The 26331-nt window shown below is 57.6% G+C and carries 20 protein-coding genes; 10 read left to right on the top strand and 10 right to left on the bottom strand.

Features of this window, described 5'->3' with window-relative positions:
• Positions 1–70 precede the first annotated feature (70 nt).
• From E1J53_RS01570 to E1J53_RS01560, 3 genes are all read left to right on the top strand, one after another.
• On the top strand, positions 71–1159 hold the full coding sequence (locus E1J53_RS01570) for a DUF4837 family protein (RefSeq protein WP_134270223.1): 1089 nt from the start codon (positions 71–73) through the stop codon (positions 1157–1159).
• Between the two features lie 68 nt (positions 1160–1227).
• Positions 1228–2280 (top strand): outer membrane beta-barrel protein, encoded by a 1053-nt coding sequence (locus tag E1J53_RS01565; RefSeq protein WP_134270222.1) that lies wholly within the window; start codon positions 1228–1230, stop codon positions 2278–2280.
• Positions 2281–2391: 111 nt separating this feature from the next.
• A complete protein-coding gene (locus E1J53_RS01560) occupies positions 2392–3423 on the top strand; it encodes an outer membrane beta-barrel protein (protein ID WP_134270221.1) in 1032 nt (343 codons plus the stop codon).
• On the opposite strand, the gene E1J53_RS01555 is transcribed toward E1J53_RS01560, so the two are convergent.
• Both E1J53_RS01555 and E1J53_RS01550 read right to left on the bottom strand, forming a co-directional pair.
• Positions 3420–3839, bottom strand: a complete 420-nt coding sequence (locus E1J53_RS01555) for an alkyl hydroperoxide reductase (RefSeq protein WP_134270220.1) — start codon at positions 3837–3839, stop codon at positions 3420–3422. The genes E1J53_RS01560 and E1J53_RS01555 overlap by 4 nt on opposite strands.
• Before the next feature lie 71 nt (positions 3840–3910).
• Positions 3911–6418 carry a PIG-L family deacetylase gene (locus tag E1J53_RS01550; RefSeq protein WP_134270219.1) on the bottom strand — a complete coding sequence of 836 codons (2508 nt, stop codon included), beginning with the start codon at positions 6416–6418 and terminating at the stop codon, positions 3911–3913.
• Positions 6419–7001: 583 nt separating this feature from the next.
• Here E1J53_RS01550 and E1J53_RS01545 point away from each other — a divergent pair.
• Positions 7002–7976, top strand: a complete 975-nt coding sequence (locus tag E1J53_RS01545) for a polyprenyl synthetase family protein (RefSeq protein ID WP_134270446.1) — start codon at positions 7002–7004, stop codon at positions 7974–7976.
• Here the strand turns inward: E1J53_RS01545 and E1J53_RS01540 are convergent.
• Together E1J53_RS01540 and E1J53_RS01535 are read right to left on the bottom strand one after the other, a co-directional pair.
• On the bottom strand, positions 7935–8978 hold the full coding sequence (locus E1J53_RS01540) for a glycosyltransferase (protein ID WP_134270218.1): 1044 nt from the start codon (positions 8976–8978) through the stop codon (positions 7935–7937). The two genes, E1J53_RS01545 and E1J53_RS01540, sit on opposite strands and share 42 nt — an antisense overlap.
• Positions 8979–8983: 5 nt before the next feature.
• Positions 8984–11422 carry a DUF3536 domain-containing protein gene (locus E1J53_RS01535; RefSeq protein ID WP_134270217.1) on the bottom strand — a complete coding sequence of 813 codons (2439 nt, stop codon included), beginning with the start codon at positions 11420–11422 and terminating at the stop codon, positions 8984–8986.
• Between the two features lie 257 nt (positions 11423–11679).
• Between E1J53_RS01535 and E1J53_RS01530 the strand changes: the two genes are divergently transcribed.
• Entirely contained in the window at positions 11680–12285 is a 606-nt protein-coding gene (locus tag E1J53_RS01530) for a superoxide dismutase (RefSeq protein ID WP_134270216.1), read from the top strand.
• A 197-nt stretch (positions 12286–12482) separates the two neighbouring features.
• On the opposite strand, the gene E1J53_RS01525 is transcribed toward E1J53_RS01530, so the two are convergent.
• Together E1J53_RS01525 and E1J53_RS01520 are read right to left on the bottom strand one after the other, a co-directional pair.
• Entirely contained in the window at positions 12483–14246 is a 1764-nt protein-coding gene (locus tag E1J53_RS01525; RefSeq protein WP_134270215.1) for a WG repeat-containing protein, read from the bottom strand.
• The gene (locus tag E1J53_RS01520) at positions 14243–14965 is read right to left on the bottom strand and encodes a hypothetical protein (protein WP_154640112.1); all 723 of its coding nucleotides are present in this window, start codon (positions 14963–14965) and stop codon (positions 14243–14245) included. The genes E1J53_RS01525 and E1J53_RS01520 overlap by 4 nt, the downstream gene beginning before the upstream one ends.
• Positions 14966–15035: 70 nt before the next feature.
• On the opposite strand from E1J53_RS01520, the gene E1J53_RS01515 reads away from it, so the two are divergent.
• On the top strand, positions 15036–16013 hold the full coding sequence (locus tag E1J53_RS01515) for a tocopherol cyclase family protein (RefSeq protein ID WP_134270213.1): 978 nt from the start codon (positions 15036–15038) through the stop codon (positions 16011–16013).
• Between the two features lie 451 nt (positions 16014–16464).
• Here E1J53_RS01515 and E1J53_RS01510 read toward each other — a convergent pair whose 3' ends face one another.
• Complete coding sequence (locus E1J53_RS01510) at positions 16465–18147, bottom strand: AMP-binding protein (RefSeq protein ID WP_134270212.1); 1683 nt, start codon at positions 18145–18147, stop codon at positions 16465–16467.
• Positions 18148–18522: 375 nt separating this feature from the next.
• On the opposite strand from E1J53_RS01510, the gene E1J53_RS01505 reads away from it, so the two are divergent.
• A complete protein-coding gene (locus E1J53_RS01505) occupies positions 18523–18912 on the top strand; it encodes a hypothetical protein (RefSeq protein ID WP_134270211.1) in 390 nt (129 codons plus the stop codon).
• A 56-nt stretch (positions 18913–18968) separates the two neighbouring features.
• On the opposite strand, the gene E1J53_RS01500 is transcribed toward E1J53_RS01505, so the two are convergent.
• Positions 18969–20540: a TlpA disulfide reductase family protein gene (locus E1J53_RS01500; RefSeq protein WP_134270210.1), complete on the bottom strand. Its 1572-nt coding sequence runs from the start codon at positions 20538–20540 to the stop codon at positions 18969–18971.
• Between the two features lie 546 nt (positions 20541–21086).
• On the opposite strand from E1J53_RS01500, the gene E1J53_RS01495 reads away from it, so the two are divergent.
• Positions 21087–22976: an amidophosphoribosyltransferase gene (locus tag E1J53_RS01495; protein WP_134270209.1), complete on the top strand. Its 1890-nt coding sequence runs from the start codon at positions 21087–21089 to the stop codon at positions 22974–22976.
• 109 nt (positions 22977–23085) lie between these two features.
• Here E1J53_RS01495 and E1J53_RS01490 read toward each other — a convergent pair whose 3' ends face one another.
• Entirely contained in the window at positions 23086–23859 is a 774-nt protein-coding gene (locus E1J53_RS01490) for a hypothetical protein (RefSeq protein WP_134270208.1), read from the bottom strand.
• Positions 23860–24006: 147 nt separating this feature from the next.
• Between E1J53_RS01490 and E1J53_RS01485 the strand changes: the two genes are divergently transcribed.
• Both E1J53_RS01485 and E1J53_RS01480 read left to right on the top strand, forming a co-directional pair.
• Complete coding sequence (locus E1J53_RS01485; protein WP_134270207.1) at positions 24007–24906, top strand: TIGR01777 family oxidoreductase; 900 nt, start codon at positions 24007–24009, stop codon at positions 24904–24906.
• Complete coding sequence (locus tag E1J53_RS01480; protein ID WP_134270206.1) at positions 24903–25667, top strand: TIGR03915 family putative DNA repair protein; 765 nt, start codon at positions 24903–24905, stop codon at positions 25665–25667. The genes E1J53_RS01485 and E1J53_RS01480 overlap by 4 nt, the downstream gene beginning before the upstream one ends.
• Positions 25668–25791: 124 nt before the next feature.
• On the opposite strand, the gene E1J53_RS01475 is transcribed toward E1J53_RS01480, so the two are convergent.
• Positions 25792–26295 (bottom strand): GNAT family N-acetyltransferase, encoded by a 504-nt coding sequence (locus E1J53_RS01475; protein ID WP_134270205.1) that lies wholly within the window; start codon positions 26293–26295, stop codon positions 25792–25794.
• Between the last annotated feature and the right edge of the window lie 36 nt (positions 26296–26331).

The raw sequence follows: 26331 nt of genomic DNA, 5'->3' as shown, positions 1-26331 counted from the left end.
TGTTACTTCTTTTCCGTTGAGTGCCCGCCAGAACCCGGCAGGTAATCATCTGTTCTATTATAGGTATAGCATGAATATTATGATCCAACGGTTCTCCCTTTACTTTGCTGCCCTGTTGCTGGCCGTCACGCTCTTCTCCTGTAGCGATGATATGCAGCGCACCCTGCAGCCGACCCCGTCGGCTTTTGGCAGCATCAACAGCGTGACGGTCATTGCCGACAGTAGCCTCTGGTTGTCGCAGGCCCGTGACTCGGTAGCTTTCTTCTTTGAGTCTCCCTACATCATCCTGCCCCAACCGGAGCCCATCTTCGACATCCGGCACATTGAGCCCCGTAAGCTGGCCGAAGAGCCCACCTTCCAGGAGCTTCGGAATTACATCGTACTGGCCGACCTGAGTGATGCGGACAGTCCGACGACGAAGATGGTCCTCAACGACCTCAACGACGCCAAAATCTCCCAGGTCAAGGAAGAAGGTTTCGGCACCGCCGTGGCCAAAAACAAGTGGGCCACCGGGCAGCAGCTCATCTACCTGATGGGCCGAGACGAAACCGAATTGCTGGCCGGCATGAGTAACATCTACCCCTCGGTCGTCAAGCGACTGGCCGATGCGGAACGGGAGCGCGTCCGGATCACCACCTACTTTGAGGGCATCAACCGGGGTCTCGGAGATACCGTACAACAGAAAATCGGCGCGCGCCTTGACGTTCCCGGCAGCTACAGCCTGGTGCCCATCGACGAGCCGAACTTTGTGTGGCTCCGGAAAGAAACCCAGGGAGGAAGCCTCAACATCATGGGCACCCGCGTCCCCTACGAGAGCCAGGGCCAGCTGACCAAGGAGGGCCTGAAGGAAATCCGGGATCAACTGGGCAAGCAGTACATCAGTACCACCCTGGAAGATACCTACATGAAGGTAAACGACGTGGACCTGCCGCTCTTCACCGAATCCATGGAACTCAACGGGCAGTTTGCCCTGGAGGGCCGGGGAATCTGGGAAATTGAAAATGATTACCTGGGCGGCCCGTTCGTATCCTACCTCATCAACAATGAGGCGGAACGGGAGCTGGTTTTCATCGATGGCTTTGTCCTGGCCCCCGGCCGTAAAAAGCGGGAGCTGGTCGAACAGTTGGTCCAGGTACTGCGGACTACGGAAGTTCAGTAAGCCCGTAGTTTTTCCGTTTCCCACCAACATTCGAAGGTATTTTTGGGGTCTACCCCAAAAACCCCGCTATGTTACGCTTTCCCCTTCTTTTTGCTCTTCTACTTTGCGGCAGTGCCCTGGTAAATGCCCAGTTCACCAAAGGACAGATCTACCTGGGGGGCACCTCCTCCGTGGGGCTAACCGCCCAATTTGAGCCCTTTGGGATGGCCCTGCAGTCTCAGGTTTCCGGGTCGGGTGTATTTCTTGCCGATCGCTTCCTGGTGGGAGCCGACGTGGTGGCGGGCGTAGGCACGGCCCAGGGAAACGTAAATGGCACCTCCTTTATTCGACCCTTTGCTCGGGTGTACTTCGTAAATAAATCGCCGAAAGCCCCGACGGCCTTCGCGGAGCTGGGGGTAGGCAGCGTGGGTACCAATGGGTTTAGTCAACTAGACGTGCGGCCGGCCGCAGGACTGGAAATCCCCTTTGCTCCCCAAATTTTTGGTACGCTTAAATTGCAGTATGGGATAATCCCCGACGACAGTAACCTCGCCCAGCTAACTTTTGGTCTGAACGCCCTGCTGAATCAATTGGGCGCGGACGCAGGTGCCAGGGGCATTCCGGTGCGCCAGGGGCAACTGATGCTGGACCCACAGTTTGGCAACCTGATTTATATTCGACCTTCCGGGTCCGGGTCCCGGCTAATCAGCGGAAACTTTGGGGTTCGGGGTGGATACCTTCTGAGTGAATCCGTTATGCTACTGGGGGGCGTAAATTTCTCCCTGGGGAGCAACAAGAGCGATTTCTTTGAGTTTAACAACAGTTCCCTCGGTGCAGACCTGGGCCTGCGGTATCATTTCCCCACAAGCAGAATGACGCAATTCTTTGCCGGTGGCAAGTTCAGCTACCAACGTATTTCCTTCAACAGCAGTGGTAACATCGGCACTCCGACGGAATTCTCGGACAACAACGTCTCCTTCATGCCGGAAGCCGGATTTCTTTTTTTCCTGCTGAACAACCTGGCCCTTGACCCCTCCGTATCCCTGAATATTCCACTAGGCGAAAACAGTTTTGAAACCACCCTGCTGCGGGCGGGCATTGGGCTACAGTTCTTTTTTGGAGGGCGTGGCCAGGCGGAGTAACCAACCGGCCCCGCAGAAAAGAGGCTCATTAGATTGAATTCAAAGTGCTGCCCTTCTCCACCTGATTGCTGGTTTGGAGCGTTGCGCACCATCAACCTAAAGCCTGAACTCATGCAAAAAGCCTTACTCTTTCTCCTTGCCATTCTCCCTGCCTTATTGATTGCCCAGGAACGCCGGGGACAATGGCTAATCAATACCAATACGGGCTTCACGACTAACCAGGGTGCTCCCGGTATCCGGGACCTCCTGGGGAGCAACGCCGAAGCGGGATATTTCCTCTCTGATCGATTGCTACTCGGTGCCAGCCTCCAGTTTGGTGAAGTTGACGGGGGAGACTGGGAATTCAACGACAACTACGTTAATCCCTACCTCCGGTATTATCTCCCCGGATCATCGGATGGCCGCTTGCGGTATTTTGCGGAAATCGGAGGACTTCTTCGTTTTAATTCGGGAAGTGCGCTGAGTATCCGTCCGGGATTGGGCCTCGAATACGAAATCGCCCGGGGAATTGTTCTGAATGCCGGGCTCCGCTACACGGCGGCAGAGAACGAATTTCCCCGAGCGCTCAGCCTTCAGCTAAATACGCTGGTTCTGCTCGGGCGGGAAGGTGATCCCGAACAAAAGGATGGGGAAAACTACCGCAAAGCCCGAGGAACGACCATGCTCAACCTTGGGTTCGGCAACGCCACCTGGGGCAGCCTGGGCTCCTTTGACTACAAGGACGTCAACCTCACCTTCGAGGCCAGCACCTTTCTTACCGATAACTTTCTGCTGGAAGCCCGGCTGGGTGCTTACTACTCCGATCTTGGCCGGGAGTCCCCCAGCTACGTAGGCGACTACCTGAACCTAAGTGCTTCCCTGGGAGGTCGATACCTGTTCCGCAGCGGAAAGCGGCTTCAGCCCTATTTGGCGGCCGGAATTACCTACGAATACCTGGAACAGCGCGTGGACATCGAGCTAGGGAATGTCCCCCAGGAATTTTCCCTAGATCTTCAGGTTAATCAGGTCTCGTACTACGGAAAGGCCGGGGTCCTGTACCATCTCAACGATCGCTTAGCACTTGACGTAAACGTCGGCTATGACGGCGTCACAAAACGCATCAACGGAGGAGCGGGCATCCGTGCCTTTTTTGGCGGGAATTAACCGAGGGGCCTGATCGAAACGTCTTCCGTGATCTTCCAGGGCCTGGCCGACCAGAGCATCAGGCCAAAAGGAACAATCCAGATCAGATCGTTGAACAGGGTTACCCACCAGAAGGAAGCCGGGAAATTGCCCAACCAGTAGTGGTACACGAAACCGATGGGACCAAAAACCTTTCCCAGGAAGCCCACCAGCACGATGGGCCAGTGCCGGTCCGGCGCCAGGGCGGCGATGCCGTAGCCCAGGCCGTAGACCCCCACGATCATGCCAACGGATTGCCAGATCATGGGGTAAAGCGGTTGTTCCATCCCCGTCAGGTCAAAGACGTGCCGGGGGAATAATACCACCCAGGCGCCCCAAAGAATGTTGTACGTGGCCGCGGCGGCCAACCAGTAAAATCGCCAGTCTCGGTTTCGCATGGGCGTCTAACGGAGACTGGCGACTCGGGTTTTACCGGAAGCGTCCTTTTACTTAAAAAGGAGGATATCGATCAGGGCCGCACCTCATTGCCCAAACCAACCAGGTTGGCAAAGAGGCGGTAGGCCCCGGGGACGCCGGCGGGGAGTTCCCGGAAGAAACTGTAGCCCGTATACACGAAGTACCCCTCACCGTATTCGGCCACCAGCAGTCCGCCATCCCGGGCGGGTTCTCCGGGGTCATTGCTGCTGAGGATCGCCGTGTACTCTTCACTCCAGTTGTTGGGGAAGTAAAGACCGCGCTCCTGCACCCAGCCGTCAAAGTCGGCTTCCGTGATCTTGTTCGGATAGTTCAGGACGGGGTGGTCCGGAGCCAGCATCCGAACTTCGGCTTCCTCCACAGTTACCCGATCGCGGGAAAGCTGAAGGGGGTAAGGACCGATTTCCGTCTGCGGGAGCTTGAGTCCGCGGCTAGTGTTGTACTGGATGACCAGCGTGCCACCCTGCTTGACGTATTCCAGTAGGCGGGGATGATAATTCGGCATCCGGTCCAGGACGTTGTACGCCCGGATGCCCACCACGATGGCATCGAAGCGGTCCAGGCTGTTGCTGGTAAAATCGCCGTCCTCCAGGGTCGTGACGTTGAACCCGATGTTGGTCAGGGCCTCCGGAATGGCGTCTCCCGCTCCGGGGAGGTAACCAATGTTGCGTCCGGCAATTTTTAGGTCCAGCTTGGCGACGGGAACGCTGGCGTCCAGCTCCGCCAGCTGGGTCGGGATGTGGTCGTGGTCGATCTTCACCAATTTGCGGGTAAACCCTTCTTCCACGCTGTCCAGTCGGACGAGGGGCACGATCATCCCCTGCGCCTGGCCTTCGGGGGGCGTAAGGTCAAAGGTGAGGATTTGCTCCTGTCCCTTGCGATCCATGGTGAAGGTCATTTTTTCGGGTTCCACGCTCCATCCTTCGGGGGTGCACAACTCCACCGTACCGGAGATATTTTCCTTTCCGGCGGTCACCTTTACCCGAATGGGGCTGGGGGCAGACTGCGTGAACAGGTAGGAGCTTTCCCCCAGCTCGGCAAATACCGGCTGCATGATCTCAAAGGGCTGCACCTGTTCTCCCTTGACCGGGTCCGTGAAGCTGTGGCGAAGCGGACGGGCAAAGGTCAGTGGCTGTCCGGCAACGTCGAGATCAAACTCGATCATGATGGGATCATCGCTTTCTCCTTTCCCCCGTAGCAACTGGTCTTTGACGGTGTACATACCCAGTTTCCAGGCATCCCGTAACCAATAGGGACTACTGGAGGCCAGGTCTGTGGGCAGTTGGAGGGTAAACTCGTGCTCAACGGGGCGGGCCCGCTCCATCTTGGCGTCCAGGGTAGTGGTTTCGGTCAGTCCGCGCACGCGGAAGCCCCGAAGGTTGACCGGCTGGTCGGTCCGGTTGGTGGCCTCCAGCTCGACGGTAATTTCCTCTCCGGCCGCGGCCGTAGGGTCATCCGTTCCCGCAAAGAGGTACAGCCCGAGGATTCCGGCCACGATTTCGTCCAGTTCGGCCATCTTCTTTTTCTTCCAGTAGCCGTCGGGCAGGGCCTCCATCATCGAACGTACCCGGAGCAGATCGGGCAGGGAGGCCGAGGGATCATCGAAGTCAAAACTGGCTTCCACGGCGGCCAGCGCCCGTCCGACGGGGGCACCTCCCTTCACCCGGTTCCAGGAGACGTCGATGTTGGCAAAAATATCGTTGTCGGCATCCCGATCGTCGCCCTTGAGCAGTTCGAGTTGTTCGTCGTAGCTGGCCCGGCTTCCGGAACTCCCGAAACCCTGGCTCTTGTGCTGACTGCGGCTGCGGGCCGCAATTTCCGAGACGCTTTCTCCGAGTTTCGGCAGGTAAGTACCGGCATCCACCTTGATGACCTTATCCTGCTGCATATGCTCGGGCACCCCGCGCCAGGTGTAGGCATTCCAGTAGATGCGACGGGGCTGCCAGGGCTCTACGTACTCGAGCTGCTCGGGGAAAGCGTTGGGGTCACCGGCCTTCTCAAAGGCCTCCATGCCAATGATGGCCGAAGCCGTGTGGTGGCCGTGGGTCGTTCCAGGGGCGCGGGGATCAAACCGGAGCACGATCACGTCCGGCCGCCACTGACGGATCACCCAGACGGCATCGGCCAGGACATCCTGCTTATCCCAGATGTTAAAGGTCTCGTCCGGGTGTTTGGAGTAGCCGAAATCATTGGCCCGGCTGAAGAATTGGGTTCCCCCGTCGGTACGGCGGGCGGCCAGGAGTTCCTGGGTTCGGGTCAGGCCCAGCAGTTCGCGGATGTCCGGAGCGATGAGGTTCTGCCCGCCGTCTCCGCGGGTGAGGCTCAGGTAGGCCGTTTCCACCTTGTCGACTTTGGAGAGGTGGGTAATGAGCCGCGTGTTTTCGTCGTCGGGGTGAGCGGCCATGTAGAGGGCAGCGCCGAGCACCTGGAGCTTTTGAATATCGGCGTGAAGTTCGCCCGAAGTGGGTCGGGCCGGAATTTGGGCGAATAGCGAAAAGGAAAGCGCCAACAGGCTAACAATCAGGGGTAACGTCTTCTTCACGGGGTTGGATATTTTTTTACCGGCAATAAGACGCCACAGCGGCGGGATATGTTTACACGGCACCTTCGTTCTGCCGGAGAATTAACGAAATGACGTTCGTTCGCCCCGATGAGGTGGCTCAGCTTCAACAAGTGTAGGGGCATGATGGCGGAGCAGGTGCCACGCTGGTGGGTATGGCAGAGCGATGGTGGAACCCAGGCCGCTACTCGGCCCAATAGCACTTTTTCCCCTACTTAGGCTTTTCAGTTTGCACTCATTTCGCGACACCTCCGAGCAGCTCGTTACACTCGACGGCTCGGAGGAGCGCTTTAGGGAAAGTGGCATAGCCGGTCCTCCGAGCTGTCTTTACTGGGCCGGAGGACCGGTATGCTGCTCGTAGGTCTCAGCGTCGGGTGATGGCACTGGAGGTATACCCGGCATCCTGCGCGCCGCGCCCCCCAAAGCAACTTTGCCGCCAACTTCCCCCGGACATTCCGGGAAAAAGAAGGCCCTGGGGCAACCATCTGGCTTTATTTTCATTTTTAAGTGAAAGATACCCTTCCACCCCATACCTTTGACCAATTCCACAACCACCGCTAAACGCATGGGCGCCAGCCTGGACCAGATAAAGCAGCCAATCGCCGAGGAGCTGACCGCCTTCGAACGGCGATTCCGGGAGACCCTCCGGTCTCCGGTGCCCCTGATGGACCGGGTGACTTACTACATCGTTCGCCGCAAGGGCAAGCAGATGCGCCCCATGTTCCTTTTCCTGGTGGCCAAAGCCTGCGGGCAGATCAACGATTCGACCTACGTGGCCGCCTCCATGATTGAGATTCTGCATACGGCCAGCCTGGTACACGACGACGTGGTGGACGAATCCTACGAACGGCGGGGTTTGTTTTCCATCAACGCTCTCTGGAAAAACAAGATCGCCGTGATCGTCGGTGACTATTTCTTCTCCAAGGGGATGCTGATTGCCCTGCAGAACAAGGAGTACCGCCTGCTGGAAATCACCTCCGATGCCGTGCAGGCCCTGGCGGAGGGAGAATTACTGCAGCTGGAAAAAGCCCGCCGGCTGGACATCGACGAGCAGGTTTATTTTGACGTGATCCGCCAGAAAACCGCCAGCCTGATTGCCGCCTCCTGCATGGCCGGAGCCGCCTCGACCACTAAGGACGAGGAAACAATGCAGCTGATGCATCAATTTGGCGAAAAGATTGGGATCGCCTTTCAGATCAAGGACGACCTCTTCGATTTCGGCGTAGACGACGTGGGCAAGCCCCGGGGCATTGACATCAAGGAGAAGAAGATGACCCTCCCCCTCATCCACGCCCTCAACGAAGCCTCCTACCTGGAACGGCGGCGCATCATTCGCCTGATCAAGAAACACCACGATAAGGCCGACAAGGTCGCCGAGGTCATCCAGTTCGTGAGAAACAGTGGGGGGATTGCCTACGCGGAGCGGGCCATGCTGCGCTACCGCGACGAGGCCTTTGCCCTACTGCACCAACTCCCCGCCAGTGAAGCCCGGGACGCCCTAGAGGCCCTGGTCAACTACGTCGTTGACCGCAAGTACTGACCGGTACACCGCTTCGTAGGCCTCCACCATTTTCTGAATACTGAATTGCTCGGCCCTACGCCGGCAATCGGCCCGATCTTTTCCGGCTGCTTCCCCAATGGCGCTGGCCAGAGCCTCCGCGTCTCCCTTTTCCACCACTACCCCCACCTCCGACGTCAGGATTTCGGGCGTCGCTCCGGAGTTGAAGGCGGCAACCGGGGTGCCGCAGGCCAGCATCTCCACCAGGACCAAGCCGAAGGGTTCGTCCCACACCGCCGGGAAAACCCCCACGCTGGCACCGGCGAGCAACTCACCCAGCTGGGCGCGATTGAGGTGGCCGAGGTAGCGCACGTCCTCCCCCACCTCGGGAGCGATCAGTTGCTCGAAATAGTCCCGGTCCGCCACCGCCCCCGCGATGGACAGGGGGAAGCCCGCCACTTTGGCGGCCCGGATGGCGTGGTGAATGCCCTTTTCCGGCGTGATCCGACCGTAGCATACGGCCAGGGGCCTTGCCGGAGCGGATAGCTCCGCCGGCCAGCTTTGCAGGTCGATGCCGTTATGCACTACGGTGTACGCTCCGACGTAGGGCGCCCACTGCCGTCCCAGGTGATCGCTGATGCTGACGAAGCGGTGCGGGTGCCGGCCCCGCGTCATCCACCCCGTCAGCCGGGAGGCCCGGTAAGGTGGGGTGTGCAGGGTAGTGACCATGGGGCGGCCGGTCTTCCGGGACCACAGGGGAGGAAGGAAGTGAATGCTGTTGTCGTGGATTACGTCCACGTCAAGTTTGGCTAATATCCTCAACATCCGGGCGTGGGCCCGGAGGGTGCCCCCGAAACCCGCCCGTTCCGGAAAGGGGACCGGGACGAGGGGAAGATCCGGACTGGAATCCGGGTGGGCGAGCAGCAGCACTTCGTGCCCGCGTTCCATCAGTGCCCGCACCAGGAGGTCGGTAAACATCTCCAATCCGCCCCGAAAGGGCTCCCGAATGGGAAAGCGGAGGGGGGCAATGACGGCAATCCTCATTCTCGTTAGCTAGCGGGTTCCAGTACCGCTTCCGGTGCGTCCCGGTGGGTGAACCCGAGCTCCAGGCCTAATTCCCGGGCCAGGGCCAGGCCCAGTTCCAGGTGATTTTCGTCCAGGGTGGCGGCGTATTCGTCCGTCCAGCCCTCCAGGAAGGCATTTTGCGTACGGTAGTAATTGGGGTCCAGGTTAAGGAGCTTCAGCGCACGGACCAACTCCAGCGTTTGTCCCCACAGTTCGCTGTCTCCGAAGGCCCGAAGGATGAGGTTCCCCACAAAAAATTCAGCGGCCCTTTCCAGATCCGCCTGCTCCTCCCATTCGTGTTTCCAGTGCTGGTAATCGGCCACAATCCGCGCCAGGCGGGGCTGATCGAGGGGGCCTTCTCCGGTCAGGAACTCCATGAGTCGGCGGTGGAGGGTAAACCTTACGGCGGCCATGTAGGCATCGGGGAGCGGCAGTCCACTATCCCGCATGGTGCTCATGAGCTGGTAATTGTCGTAGTAGACGTCCGAGAAGTTCTTGGCGGCAATGCTCAGGTTCCGCCCCGTCAATTCCAGCAGAATTTTCCGTTTTTCGTCCCGGAAGAGGTGCCAGAGGGAGAAGGTAGCGCCGCCGAAGTTGTTACTCATCAGGCGGATCAGTTCGGCCACCCGCCCCACCCGGAATTCCTGCTGCAGCCGGGGTACGAGGTCGGCGAAAATCTCTTCGTCCATGTCGCTCCGCAGTTCTCCGATCATGGTTTGTTGGCCAAGGTAAAGTACGGCAAAACTGAAGGTGGAGTTACTGTGGGTGAGGTTAGACAGGATGGTCATCCGTCCCAGGGCCAGCCGATAGGTTCCCGCCCGCAGTTGATGCAGATCGTGGATCATGGCCCGGTAGTTGAACAGTTCCACGGAGGCCATGTCCGGTTCAAAGAGGCTCGCCGCCGCGAAGTGCATCCCCACCCGTTGCAGTCCGACCCGGGCGGGCATGACGTTTTCGCGGTAGGCCACCGCGGCGTTTTCAAATACGTTGCTTTCCACCTTTTCCAGGTTGGCCACGAAGGCCGGGTGATGATTCTTACCCGTAATCACCTGGCAAAGGTGCAGCGCCCGGTTAGCGTACTGCAGCACCTGAAGTGTTTCAATACCCGATACTTCGTTGAAGAACCAAGCACAACTGGTATACATCAACATCGCGTGCCGCTGCATTTCGAGCAGCCGCAGCATGCGGATTTTCGTTTCCGGCGCCAAAACCTCCTGCTTTGCGTGCCGGCTCACGAAGTCCTCGCTGTTGCCGGGGGAGCGGTCCAGAATAAGTTGGATGTAATCGTTGCGGGCCTCCCATACATCCCGGAACAGGGTCTTCCCTTCCCGCTCAAAGACTTCGATGAGTTGATCCCGCACCTCATCCAGGGCAAAGCGCAGGGGTTGCCGCCAGCGTTGGTGCCAACCCGGCCCACCGCCGGTGTGGCAACCACAATCGCTCCGCCACCGCTCCACACCGTGCACACAAGACCAGGAACTGTTCTCGTGAATCCGGGCCTCCCACACCGGGGGGTGCAGCTCCAGGAATTGTCCGTAGTTGGTGAGCGTAAAGTGCTCGTTCTCCTCGATGTGGTTCAGGCAGAAGGCCAGGGCCATTTCGCCCTTCTTGTGATGGTGTCCGTAGCTTTCTCCGTCCGTCGCGATCTGGGCAATCTGGACGTCATCGTTGGCGTCGAGGCTGTTCATCAGCCGGTCCGCCAGCAGCCGACCGTCGTTCAGCAACCCTTCAAAGGCTACCGCTTTGGAGACTTCCCCATCGTAGAAGAACAGGTCGATACTCCGACCGCTGGGCAGGGGGCAGCGGTAGGCCCGGCGGCTGTCGACGCCGCCGTTCACTTCGTGCCAGTGCTCTTCCTCCTGAAAGCGGACGGCCTTACACTGGCGGGGGGCCAGAACGGTAAATTTGATCCCGTTATCCACCAGTGCCTCCAGGCAATCGGTGTCCACGGCCGTTTCGGCCAGCCACATGCCCTCCGGCATCCGGCCGAAGCGGTGGGCAAAATCCGCGATGCCCCACTTGATCTGCGTTTGCTGATCGCGTGCGTTCGCCAGGGGAAGAATGATGTGGTTGTACGCCTGGGCCAGGGCGTTACCGTGGCCACCGAAACGCTCAAGGCTTTGCCGGTCCGCTTCCAGTAATCGCCCGTAGGTATTGGGATCGTGGGCTTCCATCCAGGATAAAAGCGTAGGGCCAAAGTTCCAGGACATCCGGGCGTAGTTGTTCCGGATGGCGCTGATGTGGTTTTGGTCGTTCAGTACCCGGGCCGTGGCGTTCGGGGCGTAGCATTCTTCGTTGATGCGTTCGTTCCAGTCGTGGTAAGGAGCCGCAGAATCCTGAATTTCGATGGTTTCCAACCAGGCGTTCTCCCGGGGAGGCTGGTAGAAATGGCCATGAATACAGATAAATTTCGAGGGGGTCATAAAGACAAAGTTACGACGGAGGACGCCTAATATTTTGCTCCTTAAGTGCGCCTAATTACGAGCAGAAAACGCCCCACTCCCCTCCCAACAATAAACTTCCGCGCCACGCAGAAAATAAATACCGGCGAAGCGATACCGGGGCCAACCAGCTGGCCCTTTCCGCGTTAGTATGGCGAAGGGACATTGGGAGCTTGATTTGACTCTAGCAATCAACCTCCATTAGCCCTTTAATGCATAACCAAAATTAAACAGCAAATATGTTTGAACTTCCAAAACTCCCCTACGCTTACGATGCTCTTGAGCCGCACATTGATGCTCGCACTATGGAGATTCACCACACTAAGCACCATGCCGGATACACCAATAAACTAAACGCCGCCCTGGAAGGAACGGATCACGCCGATGCTTCCATTGAAGATATTCTGGCCAACGTCAGCAAAGCCAGCACCGGCGTGCGCAATAATGGCGGAGGCTTCTATAACCACAGCCTGTTCTGGTCCGTCATGGGACCAAACGGCGGCGGCACTCCCGGTGGTGAGCTGGGCGCAGCCATTGACGAAGCCTTTGGCAGCTTTGATGCCTTTAAGGATGCTTTCTCCAGTGCTGCCGGCACGCGTTTCGGCTCCGGCTGGGCGTGGCTTCTGGTGGGCGCAGACGGCAAGCTGCACGTAAGCTCTACCCCCAACCAGGACAACCCCCTGATGGACGTGGCCGAAACCAAGGGCACCCCCATCCTCGGACTCGACGTATGGGAACACGCCTACTACCTCAACTACCAGAACCGTCGCCCCGACTACGTACAGGCTTTCTTTGAGGTCATCGACTGGGACGCGGTAGCCAAGCGCTACGCGGCGGCGAAGTAGATTGGTTACGGGTTGCTGGTTACTAGTTGGTGGTTGCTGGTGGTGTATTCAACACTTCCGGTAAAAACCTGGCTAAACCAGCTTCACGGTACCTGCACCGGCTAAGCCGAGTATTCCGCTTTGCTTCACGCTCCGCGCCCTATTGATCGGGGCAATGGGCAAAAGACCAAGCGTGGACGGATTAAATTCCGTTCACGCTATTCTTTTTTATCGGGAAAGGGGCGCAAAACGCCCCATTTCCCCCGGTACCGGACCCGGATACCGCGATCACTCCACTTGGGGTCAATCTCATCAAAAACGGCCGCCGTAAGCCGCACGCCATCCCGGACCAGGCCATACTTTCCTCCTTCCCCGTATCGCTTCAGGGCCTCGCCCTTTTTGGTATCCAGGAAAGTAAATTCCCGTTCGGCCTTCCCGTAGAAGAAATCATCCAGATAGTAGTAGGTGGAGTCTCCCAACCTGACGACGTTCTCGTAAAAAGTTGCCTCCCGCCCCACAATGGTCCGGTGGATACCCCGGTCGAAGTCATGCAGGATCACACTATCCTGACCACCCGGCCTTTCCAGGTAGACGTTGCCGTGGAGGTGGGTCGTTGGGTAGTCGTATGCACCACGGACTTCTCGCCCGAGCGTATCCAATAAATAGAAAACCTGCTTGCTTCGGGGGCGCATCACGCCACCCTGCAGGGTAGAATCCAGTCGCACTTCCGTCGCCTGATAAAGTTGACCGATTCGCTTCAGCGAGCGGAAGGGACGATCCGGTGTGCAGGTTCCGGTTTGGGGGTCAAACAACCAGAACGAATCCCTCCGTTGACCGATAATTCTTGGGGCAAGATACGGTCCTCTGATCCGGTCATATTTAGGCACTTCGTAATGCCCCGACGCATGGGAAAAGGTTCCGTAGCGCCCATTCTTCTTGAGGATAAACCAGGTGTTTGGGGAGACCGGAGACCACACTTCCTGAAAGGTATCCGGCAGTATTGGCGTAAAATCCATTCCCCACAGTTGTACCCCGCCCTCCGACAGGGAGAACCGGGCGTAGGGCAGATGCAGCATACTGGTCAAACTTTCCCCCTGACCTCGCCAAACTTCCTTTCCGTTTAACCCCAAAAGCACCAGCTCCCCATCCTGAACGGCCGAGAAATACCGCTGATCGATCAGACTGTAGGCAATTTCGTCGTACTGAAAGGGGATGAGTACGGTTCCTTCGTGGTTCAGTACGCCAACCTTGTCATTATGGCTATCCGTAGCGATCATGACCTGCTGCGCATACAGCATATTATTGTAGTTGGAGTAGTAGCGATTGGGCGCCAGGAGGGTGTCTCTGTCCATGCTCGTCCACCCCCAATACCGATGATTACGTTTTTTACCGGGAGCGCTGATCATGATCCGATCGCGAATTTGGCCACTATTGATTCTCAGGGCCGAGGCACGTTCTTCCGCCGTCCTTCCGTCGGTTTCTTTCACCCGGAGGGTGTCCATTTGCCCGTTGGGGCGTCTTCCCCAGTAGCGCCCACGGCCTAACCGCCGCATGTCCGTGTAGCGCGGGGGACAAATTTCGGTACCGTCCGTATCCAGGAGGCCAAAAAGCTCATCGCGCTGCACCAGGATCACGTTGGTCCGGTAGTATCGGTTAAACTGATCGTAGCCCTCGGACAGAAAGCGTCCATCGCTGGTGAAGAGTACCCGGTTACCTTCTGCGTCCAGGCCGGTCCAGGTTTCGTTTTGGGGCATGTACTGTAACTGGCGAAAGGAGCGACCGTCGAGTTGAACTTCCCCCCGGGCATTCTGAATGGTTACTCCGCTGGTCCGGTCACCCACCAGCACCCAGCCGGACTGGGCCGTAAGGCCGTAATGAAAATCGGGCGTTTCCAGCGTAGGTTCTACCAGCCAGTCTAACTGCGCGGAGAGGAGACCGGGCAAGACAAGGAATAATGCAAGGAAATGGGTTCGAAGATTCATCGATCGATTGGCTTGGAGACGTAGACGGTAATGAAGTTATGGTGCTCAATCGTCCGGACCGGCGATCGCTTTTGCAGCAGCTCCAGATAAGTGGTGTGGGTCATCTCGGTTTTGGGGCTCTGGGACACCCGGAAGACCGCTTCCTCCTCCAGAAACTTAATGACCTCCGGCTTGAGTCTCGTCAGATCCAGTAGTTCCTCGTTGAGCACCATACCGAGGTGGGGTCGTTCTTCGGGTTGATAGCGCTCCAGGACCTCATCCAGCAACGCCCTTTCCCGAAAAGCCCGCGTCTTTACGGTATCCAAATACCGCTGGAAGGTTGCGTTCCCCATACCGAAGGGCTGGTGGATCTGGGCGATGGTAATGTCCGCGTATCCTTTCGGAGTAGTCGCCATTTTGCGGTAGTAAAACACCGTGCTGTCGCCCTGAAGGAAGGGGCCATAAAATTTCCCCTTCTTCATCGGTGCGATGAGGGCATACAAGCTGGTATCCTTACTGAGCACACTAACCACCCGCCGTCCTACCCGGTAGGGCTTTACGCGCCTGGTTTTTTCGCGGCCGGATCGATCGAGCACGATGAGGTCTTTCTCCAGGGAACGCTTACTGACCCCGTAGTGCCTGGCCACTTTCCGTGCGGGGCTACAACCAACCATCAGGGCGACAATAACTCCCAAAATCCCAACAAGGCAAATCCGTGGCACCTGGCCTCCTATCGACATCTATCCTTATGTTTAGCCGTTGCAATAATCGGCATAAAGGTACCCGTGATGGGCTCCCCAAACTCCACGAATGAATAACTTTTTACTCCGTCGTCGCGCCACCCTTGATCCTCCCCGTTTTCAGGGTTGGGGCCGCCATCGCCGCTACTTTGAGGGCTGGTACTTCAAGATTGTGGTTCCGGCACAACGGCTGGCCTATGCCTTCATCCCCGGCATCAGCTACGATGAGCGGGGGCAGGGGCATGCTTTTCTGCAGGTGCTGGACGGCGTGGCCGCCACCTCCCAGTATTTCGACTACGCCACCGAAGATTTTCGGCCCGCAACCGATCATTTTTCGCTGCAGCTTGGTCCGCATGAATTTTCCGATCATCACCTCAGGGTAAGTCTGCCGGATTTGGCGGTGGACCTGCAGTTTGACGGCATCCATCCCTGGCCCCGCCGTCCGCTGGCTCCCGGCGTCATGGGCTGGTATGGCTTCGTGCCCCGGATGCAGTGTTACCACGGACTGGTGAGTTTGCACCACGAGCTACGGGGTACCATCCGGGTGCGGGGAGTGGACCATCCGGCTAAGGGCGGCGTGGGTTACGTGGAAAAGGACTGGGGCAGCGGCTTTCCCGAAGCCTGGATCTGGTGCCAGAGTAACCACCTCAGCCATACGGATCAACCCGCCAGTCTGATGGCCAGCGTGGCCAGTATCCCGTGGATGGGCAGTTCGTTCACGGGCTTCCTCTCCACCTTCCTGTTCGAGGGAGAGCTGCTCACCTTCACGACCTGGACGGGGGCGCAAGCGCAGGTGCAAAGGCCCTCCGACGGAGCCGTGGACCTGGTGTTCTCCGACAAAAAGCATCGCCTGGAACTCCGGGGTCACCCCGCTCCGGGTGGCAACCTGGCCAGCCCCATCGCCGGAGCGATGACGGGCAAAATCAACGAATCACTCCGGGCCAGTTTGGACGTCCGTTTGTTTACCGAAGGACAACTGCGCTACGCGGGCGTCGCCGAATGGGCGGGCCTGGAGGTGACGGAGAATAGTGGTTTACTGCTCGATTAGAACTCAACCCCATCTTCCGGGGTGATCGCGGGCCAGGCTTGCTCCCGCAAGCCAGGCTTTTGTTCATGAATTCTGTTCACGACCGATCTGCGCTTGCCCGGCCAATCGTAAGGAGGGCGGTAAGCAGGCATGGTCCGGACTTAGTGGGTAGGAGAAAAGTTTTCGCCCACCGAAATTCGTCGGAGGTGACGGAGAATGGTGATTTGCTGCTTGCTTAGAACGCACCCCCATCTTCCGGGGTGATCGCGGGCCAGGCTTGCTCCCGCAAGCCACGCTTTTGTTCATGAATTCTGTTCACGACCGACCTGCACTTGCCCGCCCAGCCTTAGTGGGGCGGAGAGCAAGCCTGGTTTGAGGTGGTGGGTAGGAGAAAAGTTTTCGCCCACCGAAATTCGTCGGACGAGAAAATCGCCGGGGGCGATTTTGATTCGTCCGACGAAGTGCCGGGGGACTAAGAAACTTTATCCTCCTCTTCCCGCAGCACCCGCCGCAGGATTTTACCCACGTTGGACTTGGGCAATTCCTGGCGGAACTCAACGTGCTTGGGCACCTTGTAGCCGGTCAGGTTCTCACGGGCGTAGTTGATGATGTCTTCTTCCTTCAGCGACTGGTCCTTTTTCACGACGAAGACCTTGACCACCTCACCCGATTTTTCGCTGGGAACGCCGATGGCGGCGACTTCCAGTACGCCGGGGTGGCCGGCCAGGACGTCTTCCACTTCGTTGGGGAAGACGTTGAAGCCCGAAACGAGGATCATGTCTTTTTTCCGGTCAACGATGCGGAAGAAGCCGTCTTCGGACATCATGCCGATGTCTCCGGTGCAGAGCCAGCCGTCCTTGATCACCTTGGCGGTTTCTTCGGGGCGATTGTAGTAGCCCTTCATGACCTGCGGGCCCTTGATCTGGATTTCCCCGCGTTCTTCGGTGGTGGCGACCCGGCCGGCTTCCTCGTTCCAGACCCGCATGTCCGTGTTGGGCAGGGGAACGCCGATGGTACCGATGCGCATATTATCGTTGAGGGGGTTCATACTGGCGGAGGGGCTGGACTCCGTGAGTCCGTATCCTTCGCTGAGGGGTACCCCCGTCAGCTTCTGCCAGGCCTCCGCTACCGGACGCTGTACGGCCATTCCGCCGCCTACGGTGATGCGGAGGTGGCGGAAGTCCAGATTCTGGAAGCTCTTATTGTTGATCAGGGCGTTGAACAGGGTATTGACCCCCGTCATGCCGGCAATCTTATGGTCCTTGAAAGCGCCAACTACCGTGCTGAGATCCCGGGGGTTGGTGATCAGGACGTTGCAAATGCCGTGGTTAAACAGGGCCACGGCGTTGACGGTAAAGGCAAAAATGTGGTAGAGTGGCAGGGGGCAGAGCATGCAGCCATCGCTGCCTTCATCCAGGAGTTGGGTCATCCAGGCCTTGGCCTGGAGGGCGTTGGCCACCAGGTTTGCGTTGGAGAGCATGGCGCCCTTGGAGACGCCGGTCGTACCTCCGGTATACTGCAGGGCGATGGTGTCGTCCGGCTGCCCCGTGAATTCCGGCAGGCGGTGTTTTTTTCCTTCGGTGAGGGCCGTCTGGAAGTTGACCGCACCGGGCAGGTTGTAGGCCGGCACCATCTTCTTGACGTTGCGGACCACAAAATTGACGAGGTGCTTTTTGGGGAAGCTCAGTAATTCGCCCAGGCTGGTACAAATCACCGTTTTGATTTCCGTATCTCCGATGATTTGTTCCAGGTTGGAAGCAAAATTCTCCGCGATGATGATGGCCTTGGCCCCCGAATCGGTAAACTGGTGCTTCATCTCCCGCGGGGTGTAGAGCGGGTTGGTATTTACCACGACCAGCCCCGCCTTCAGAATACCGTGCAGTGCGATGGGATACTGAATGAGGTTCGGCATCATGACCGCGATCTTATCCCCCGGTTGAAGACCACGATAGTGCAGGTAAGCTCCGAAAGCCGTGGAAAGGCGGTCCAGTTCAGCGTAGGTGATGGTCTTTCCCATACAGGAAAAAGCGGGGCGTTTCGCGTGCTTTTTCATGGAATCCGCCAACAGGTCCTTGAGCGTGGTGTAGGCCGTTACGTCTACGTTAGCGGGAATACCGTTGGGATATTGGGCAAGCCAGGGGCGCTGGTCTTTCATAGTCTGGATCGATTTATAAGCTTACTGTGCGCGGCAAAATACGACACAGTGCCCGGTTTTGGTAGCCAGGGGAACGCCAAAGCCCCTCCAGAAAAAATTTCATCCCGTCACCCGGAGGAGCGACGGACTCTCTGCACCCCATGCGCTCCCACCGAAACACCCTGTTAGGTGACGGAGGCTGAACTAAGGCTACTCTTTATGGACTTTATTATGTGAAGACCCGAGCGGGAAAAGAAAAACTTAACCCTGGGTAAAAACGTTTCTATACGGTAGCTTCGCTATCCAAGCGTTAAACTGCGCCCCTTCTCTTACCCCATTGCTCCCCAATGCAGGGGTACACTCTACCAACATAATCGTTTAAACCCACTATCGTTAATGGAAAACGGGATTCTCACCGAAGCACAACAAAAAGATGCGGAACTGATTGAGCTGCTCCTTGAAAAAGTTGTCAAGAAAAAAGGCTTTGAAAACATTAGAGCTAACGCAGAAGGCTACGACACTCCAGCCAAAATCCGCCGCAGCAAAGACAGCGAAGAATACTTCATCCCCGACGTAACCGGCGAAGTCAACGGCCGGAAAAGCTACTTCGAACTCGGCCTGAAAACCGACGATGAGCGCCAAGTGGTCACCAAGTGGCGCCTGCTCTCCAGCCTGGCCGCCTACAAACACGGTAAACTCTACCTGGCGGTTCCCCGCGGCCACATGGCCTTCACCAACCGCCTGCTGGCGGACTACCCCATTCAGGCGGAAGTCGTGAAAATCTAAGCAGAGCTTAGCGGTCGCAAAAGCCCGGTGGTCAATGACCACCGGGCTTTTGCTTTTTATTCCCTCGCCAGTAAAGATTCCATTTTCTCCCGATCCAGGCCCGAAGGACGGGAGACGTCCAGGACGGGGCTGCCGTCCGGCTGCAGCAATACGTAGGTGGGGTAACCGCGGCCCTTGAAGATTTTCATCACCTCCGCGTGGACTTTATTGGGCACAAAGAGATGGATGCCGGGTAGTTCATGCTTGGCGATGAGGTTGTCCCATTGCTCCCGGGAGCCCCCGCTGTCCGTACAGAGGTAGACGAATTTCACCGGCAGTCCCTCCGTTTTGTGGTGGAGCTTGGCGCTGTAGGGCATTTCGGCGAGACAGGGCGCGCACCAAACGGCCCAAAAATCGAGGTAGATGGCCTGATCGGGGAAGGCTCCCCGGATTTTATCGAGCAACTCCTGGCCGGAGAGGGAGGGATCGACGAGGTACTGATCCGCTCCGAACGTAAAGCTGCCCGCGGGTTCGCCGAGGTCTTCGACCGCGGCAATGGCGACTTTACCGGACAGGGCCTCCTCCATTTTCGCCGTGGCCGCTGCACTCCGGTCATAATGGCGTTGTTTGATCCCCCTGACCCACGGAGTCTTGATTCGGTTCAGGGCCTTCTCCAGTTTAAGGTGATGCAGTGCGGGGTCCTTCTCTTCGGCGTAGAGGGCGAGGATATCCGCCAGCGCTGGCGGATGATTATCGTAAATGAGGTCGAAGAATAAATCTACTTCGGCCTCCTGCCGGGCCATGCCCGTGAGGTTGGTGTCCAATTGCTCTTTGGCCAGATGATAAGCCTGAATTTTCATCCCGGTGGAGTAGTAGCTGTAAAACCCCCGGGTTTCGTTGGACATGGCCAGGGGACGGTGGGCCAGGTATCGCTGCCTAAAATCATCGGGTAAGCCCTCGTTCCAGTACAGCGGGATGGTATTGGCCAGCCGTTCCGTGGTCCGTTCATTTTCCAGTAGCTTCCGTTCCCGTTCCGGAGCATCCACCAATATTTCGGCGTCCATGGCCGCCAGCAGATCATAGATGGAGTCCAGCCGAACGCTCTTCTTATCTGCGGGTAAAGTACGGTTCATCATGGTCATCTGGGCCGCTTTGCTCAGGCCCAGCCGTTCTTGTCTGCGGTCCGAAATCAGCCGATTGCGCAGCCGGGTTAATTCTCCATCAAAGCCGGAAAATTGTACGCCCGTGGCGTTCCACTGATGTTCCTTTCCGTCGCCGAACTGGTTGAGGTCCAACTCCACGTGGAGCTCCTTTTCCACCAGGAGCACACCATAATAATGCTCCCCCAGCCAAAACCATATTTCCCGCAGAGGATAATTTTCGGGCAGGTCAAGAGAAAAGGTTCCGTCTGCTTCCAGGTCTACCGTCTTACGGACCTGTTCGTCCCGCAGGATGGACACGGCGGCAAAGCCTACCGTGAGGGTGTCCCGAGCCGCATCCGTGAGGTTGAGCACCCGGCCGGTGATCTTTTGGGGAGCCGAGCTCCCCTGGTACACATCGGAAAAGGCTTCGTTGAGGAAGTGGGGGACTTGTGCCCCGAGGCCCCCCGTGAACAACAGGGCAAGAAAAGCGGGAAGAAATCGTCTCATTGATGGAGAAGGTTTTGGGTGATCATTTCGCGACACCTACGAGCAGCTCGTTGCACTCGACGGCTCGGAGGAGCGCTTTTGGGAAAGTAGTAAACAACCGGTCTTCAGAGTTGTCTGTACTGGGCCGTAGGCCCGGATTGCGGTTCGGAGGTCTCGGGGTCCTGAATATAGGGTTTCTTCATTTTCATAAACTGATCATCCTATGCCCGACGGACTTTACGTTAGCTGCGTTCGCAAGAAAGAATTTCCTGCAAAGTACTTCATCCACGCCCATAAGCACTTTTGAAGATCTACTTTAACAAGAGATGACAATCTACCTCATCCTGGTGTTTTGTCCCACAAACTTTGCCCTGCGGGTTCCACGTACACGGCACCTGCGCTTTGCGCCAAAACAAAAAAAATCTCACCGCGAGTGTCGTTTGCCGATACCCTGAAGGATTGGCCCTTAAAGAAAAGTTAGGCGCTAAACTATAATTAGGGTTCCGGTGTCCTATTGGCCTAAGATTTAGCCGTAGTTTTGCGGCGTTCCCCAAAAGGGCTTCCTCCATGAGCGACGTAATCCACCACGAATGCGGCCTGGCGATGATTCGCCTCCGCAAACCGCTGGCCTATTACCACCAGAAATACGGTACCGCCCTGCACGGTCTCAAATGCCTGCAGCTGCTGATGCGCAAAATGCGTAACCGCGGACAGGATGGAGCCGGCATGGCCACCATCAAGCTTGACCATCCTCCGGGAAAGAAATTTATCAGCCGTAAGCGTTCCAATGCCGCCAATTACCTGGATGACCTCTGGGAGGGGGTGTACCGCCGCTTCGACCAGCTCAGCGAGGAACAAATCAACGATCCGGAGTACCTGAAGGCGAACCTCCCCTACACCGGGGAGCTCATGATGGGTCACCTGCGCTACGGCACCCACGGCAGTAATGACATCGAAACCTGCCACCCCTTCCTGCGGCAGAGCAACTGGAAGACGCGCTGTCTGATCGTTGCCGGAAACTTCAACCTCACCAACGTCGACGAACTCTTCCAACAACTCGTGGATTTGGGACAGTTCCCCAAGGAGAAGTCCGATACCGTGACCGTACTCGAAAAGATCGGCCACTTTCTGGACGATGAGGTGCAGCGGATTCACCAATGGCACAAGCCCGAAGGGTACTCCAACATTGAGATCAACGACATCATCGCCAAGGAATTGGACGTGCAGCGTCTGTTGCGCCGGGCGAGCAAGAAGTTCGACGGCGGGTACGTGATGGGGGGCATGATCGGCCACGGAGACGCTTTCGTGATGCGGGATCCGGCCGGAATCCGGCCGGCCTTCTACTTCGAGAACGAAGAATTTGTGGCGGTAGCCTCCGAACGGCCAGCCCTGCAGACGGTATTCGATCTGCACGTTAACGAAGTAAAGGAGGTGGAACCCGGGCACGCGCTGATCATCAAAAAGAACGGGGAGGTCTCGATGGAGCAGTACACCGAGCTGCTGCCCCGGGCAGCCTGTTCGTTCGAGCGCATTTACTTTAGCCGCGGTAATGACCGCGACATCTACCTGGAGCGCAAGGAGCTCGGGCGTCGGCTGGCCAAGCGGGTCGCTCAGGCCGTAAAATACAACTGGGACCATACGGTATTCTCCTTCATCCCGAACACGGCCGAAACGGCCTACCAGGGCATGATTGAAGGCCTGGAAGAGGAGCTGACCGAATGGAAGAAAAAGGAAATTAAAAAACGCCGAAAGAAGGGTAAAGAGGGCCTCGGCAAGGTGCTGAACACCAAGATTCGCAACGAAAAGATTGTGGTGAAGGACGGCAAGACCCGCACCTTCATTGCCGACACCACCAGCCGGGACGATATGGTCTCCCACGTCTACGACGTAACCTACGGGATCGTGGAAAACCATAAGGACACTCTGGTGCTCCTGGACGACAGCATCGTGCGGGGAACGACGATGCGGGACTCCATCATCAAAATCGTGAGCCGCCTTAAACCCAAACGGATCGTTATCGTCTCCTCCGCCCCCCAGATTCGTTACCCCGATTGCTACGGCATTGACATGTCCCGAATGGGCGAATTCGTGGCCTTCAAGGCCATGGAGGCCCTGCTGGCGGAGCGCGGTAAAAGCCGGTTGATGAAACAAGCCTACAAACGCGCCCTGAAGGAGCTCGATAAGCCCATGGAAGAAATGCGCAATCAGGTCCAGACGCTCTACGATGAATTCACCTACGAGGAAGTCAGTAAGAAGATCGCCGAGATCATGACGCCCAGCGGGACGATTCCCAAAGTGGACGTCATTTACCAGACGATCGATGACTTACGCGCCTCCTGCCCCAACAACAACGGTGACTGGTATTTCAGTGGCAACTACCCCACGCCGGGAGGTTTCCGGGTGGTCAACCGGGCCTTCGTGAACTACATGGAAGGAAGTTCGGAGCGGGCTTACTAATTTGGGTGCCCCTAAAATACCGACGGCCCGCACAATCATGCTGTGCGGGCCGTCAGTGTTTGGGGAGACCTTTTTATTAGTTGTTGGGTCCAATACCCCCAGGCAACCATTAATTGATGCGCCGGAAGTCATTGCCTCGTCTGGCCTGCAATCTCAGGCAGGGGCTCTGCCGGCCACCGGGCCGAACCCGGACGTTAAGGGTCGTCTTCTGACTGCTCACGATATTTCCGGGTTCGATTTCAATACGCCACTCCCCTACGCCCAGGTTGCCGGAAGGAAAGATGTCGTTGAGGTTGAGAACCCCGGGAGTGTTCCCGTTGCGAATAATTTGATTACCCACCCGCTGGTACTGACCATTTGCCTGCTTCTGATAAAAGATGTAGCTGGTTCTGGTGGCGTGACTGACGTTGGCGTTCACGGTGATGGGGTTGCCCTCGCAGAACATTTCGTTGGGGTCCGCCAGGCGGACGGTGCCCGAAACGTTGTGGGGGACGGTCACCGAGCCTCCGCCTTCGGAAATACGGGCACACAAATTGCACCAGATCGTTTTGACGCTTACGTGGTAGGTGCCTCGGGGTGGGTTTCTTACGTACAGGGTATGCTCCAGGCCATCACTACCCTGGGTAGTCGCATGTGGGTACCAGGTACCATTGACGAAAATCTTGGTGGGTGATTTGGAACAGCTGCCCACGACAACCTCCAGGGCGGCCACGCCATTGTGGTTAACGGGAGTTACCCGCCAGGCCTGGCAATTATTCTGGGGGTTGAAAACGCCTTGCTGGGCGTCGTTCTGCGTATTTGGACTGGTCGTGTTGACCGGCCGCTGGGCGGAAAGTCCAATACAAAAACAGAGGAAGAAGATAGAAAATGCGAAGTATTTCATGGCGGTGTGTTTTGCCTATCGATTGCCGGCCTCCGGCAAAACTTACCCCACCCAATTGTTAAAAAAATCCTAAGGGGTTAATGGACGCGGAATCAGGGAATAGCCACTCCCCACGCAACCTTCCCCGCTCGCTGGCATTACACCTATATGGCAACAATCCTGATTGGAGGAGGCACCGGGTTTATCGGTGGTTACCTCAGTGAAAGACTGCAAGCATTGGGGCACGAGGTCCGGCACCTAAGCCGCCGTTCCCGGCCCGATAGTGCATTCCCGACCTTCGTTTGGGACATCAAAAACCAAACCATTGACGAAGCAGCCTTTACGGACCTGGACTACGTCATTAACCTGGCGGGAGCCGGGATCGCCGACGCCCGATGGACCGAAAAGCGGAAGCAGATCATCATCAACAGCCGGACGGAAAGCACCAAACTGCTGGTCGACGCGATCGCCAAATTCCGCCCTCAGCTCAAGGGTTACCTTTCGGCTAACGCCATTGGCTACTACGGCGACCGGGGAGCGGAAGTACTGGGGGAAGATGCCGGTCCCGGCACGGGCTTCCTGAGCCGGTCCTGCATCCTCTGGCAGGAGGCCACCGCCCCCATCGCGGAGATGGGAATCCCGACCTTCATCAACCGCACGGGCATCGTCTTGCACCCCAAGGCCGGCGCCCTTCAGAAGATGCTCATCCCCCTCCATTTCTTCGTGTCGACCTACTTCGGCGCGGGCCAGCAGTACTACAGCTGGATTCACATCGATGATTTGGTGGAGACCTACGTTTTCGCCATCGAAAAGGAACTGGCCGGAGCCTACAATTGCGTCGCTCCCCATCCGGTCCGAAACCGGGAGTTGGCCGGGGCCCTCGGCCCCGCCAGCGGTAAGCCCGCCCTCGTCCTGCCCGCTCCGGCCTTTACGATGAAACTGGCCCTCGGGGAAATGAGCCACACGGTGCTCGACAGCACCCGCTGTTCGGCGGACAAGCTTCAGGAAGCGGGGTTTGAGTTTCGCTTTCCTACCCTGATGGCAGCCCTAAAGGATTTGCTCGGGTGACCCTGACCTACGACGGTACCTTCGCCGGACTCCTGTCCGCCATTTTCGAATCTTACCTCCGCAAGGATTCCGTACTGGACATCGTGGCCGAAGACCAGCACCAGGCCCAGCTCTTCGAGACGCCGGTGTTTGTCCCCACGGAGGAGGCCCACGCCCGTCGCGTACTCCGGGGACTGAAAGAAAAGAGTGGCAACCCCCAAATTGATCGCTGGCTCCGGCGCATTTTCCTGACCGAGCAGCGGGGAAGCGAACGCCTCATTTTGCACTACGTCCGGCGGCAAATGCAGTCGACCGAAGACGTCAGTCAGGACGCGGGAGACGAACACATCCGCCAGCTTCAACGCCTCCACCAGCAGATGGGCCGGGAGGTGCACCGGATGCACGCCTTCGTGCGCTTTCAGCGCACCGCCGACGATTTGTACGTCGCCTTAATCAATCCGGACTTTAACTGCCTACCCCTACTGGGAGAACACTTCGCGGCCCGCTACCCCGCCATGCCCTGGCTCATCTACGATACCCGGCGGCACTACGGTCTGCTCTGGGACGACCAGGCCAAGCAGTCTTCCTTCATCACCCTGACCGGGCAACAGGACGGGCAGTTACGGCAGCTGTCCGCGGAAATTCTGGAACAGACCGAATCCGATTACCAGGACCTGTGGAAGACCTACTTCCGGGCGGTGGACATCCCGGAGCGGCGCAACATGAAGTTGCACCTGCAGCACGTGCCACGCCGGTACTGGAGGTATCTGATTGAGAAGTAGCGGGGCGGGTGATTTTCCCAGTCGGCCGGCCGGTCAGCCCCCGGCTTTGCCGGGACGCCTGGGCTGAGGACCTTTCACCGGAGGAATCCGGCGCTACTGGATTATCCTTGATTATTAATTACCGCTATAATTTCCTGGCCATGAAAAGATCACAGCCGCTGTGCCCGGTGGCGCCCATGGGACCGTCCAGGTAGGAAAACCCGTAGGCCCGATACAGGCCGGCCGCTTCCGTCATCGCCGTGACGGTTTCCAGATAAATGGTGCGGTAACCGTCGGTTCGGGCCCCGGCCAGGCAGGCCTCCATGAGCATCCTACCTCCGCCAAGGCCGCGCCCTTCCCGCAGCAAATACATTTTCCGCAACTCACATACGCTGCCGTCACCACCGACTAGTGGTCCGTAACCGGCACAACCGATGATCACGGGCTCCCCTTCCCCTACCGTTTCCAGTACGTAAAATTGACTCCCGTCACCGGAATAGGCTCCGGACATGTCGTCAATCTCGGGATCGTTGATGGAATAGCCTTCCCCCACGCAATCATATTCCGGCATCACGGTGCGGATAATGTCCGCTACCCGGGCATTGTCTTCCGGAGAGATGGGACGTAGTTGGAGGGAAATCTCTTGCATGGGACGTGAAGTTTATTGCGAAAAGAGCGTAGGTTG

This window comes from Lewinella sp. W8 (assembly GCF_004375085.3).
Taxonomy (GTDB): Bacteria; Bacteroidota; Bacteroidia; order Chitinophagales; family Saprospiraceae; genus Neolewinella.
The sequence above is the reverse complement of the archived record's forward strand: the minus strand, read 5'-3'. Positions and strand labels throughout refer to the sequence as shown.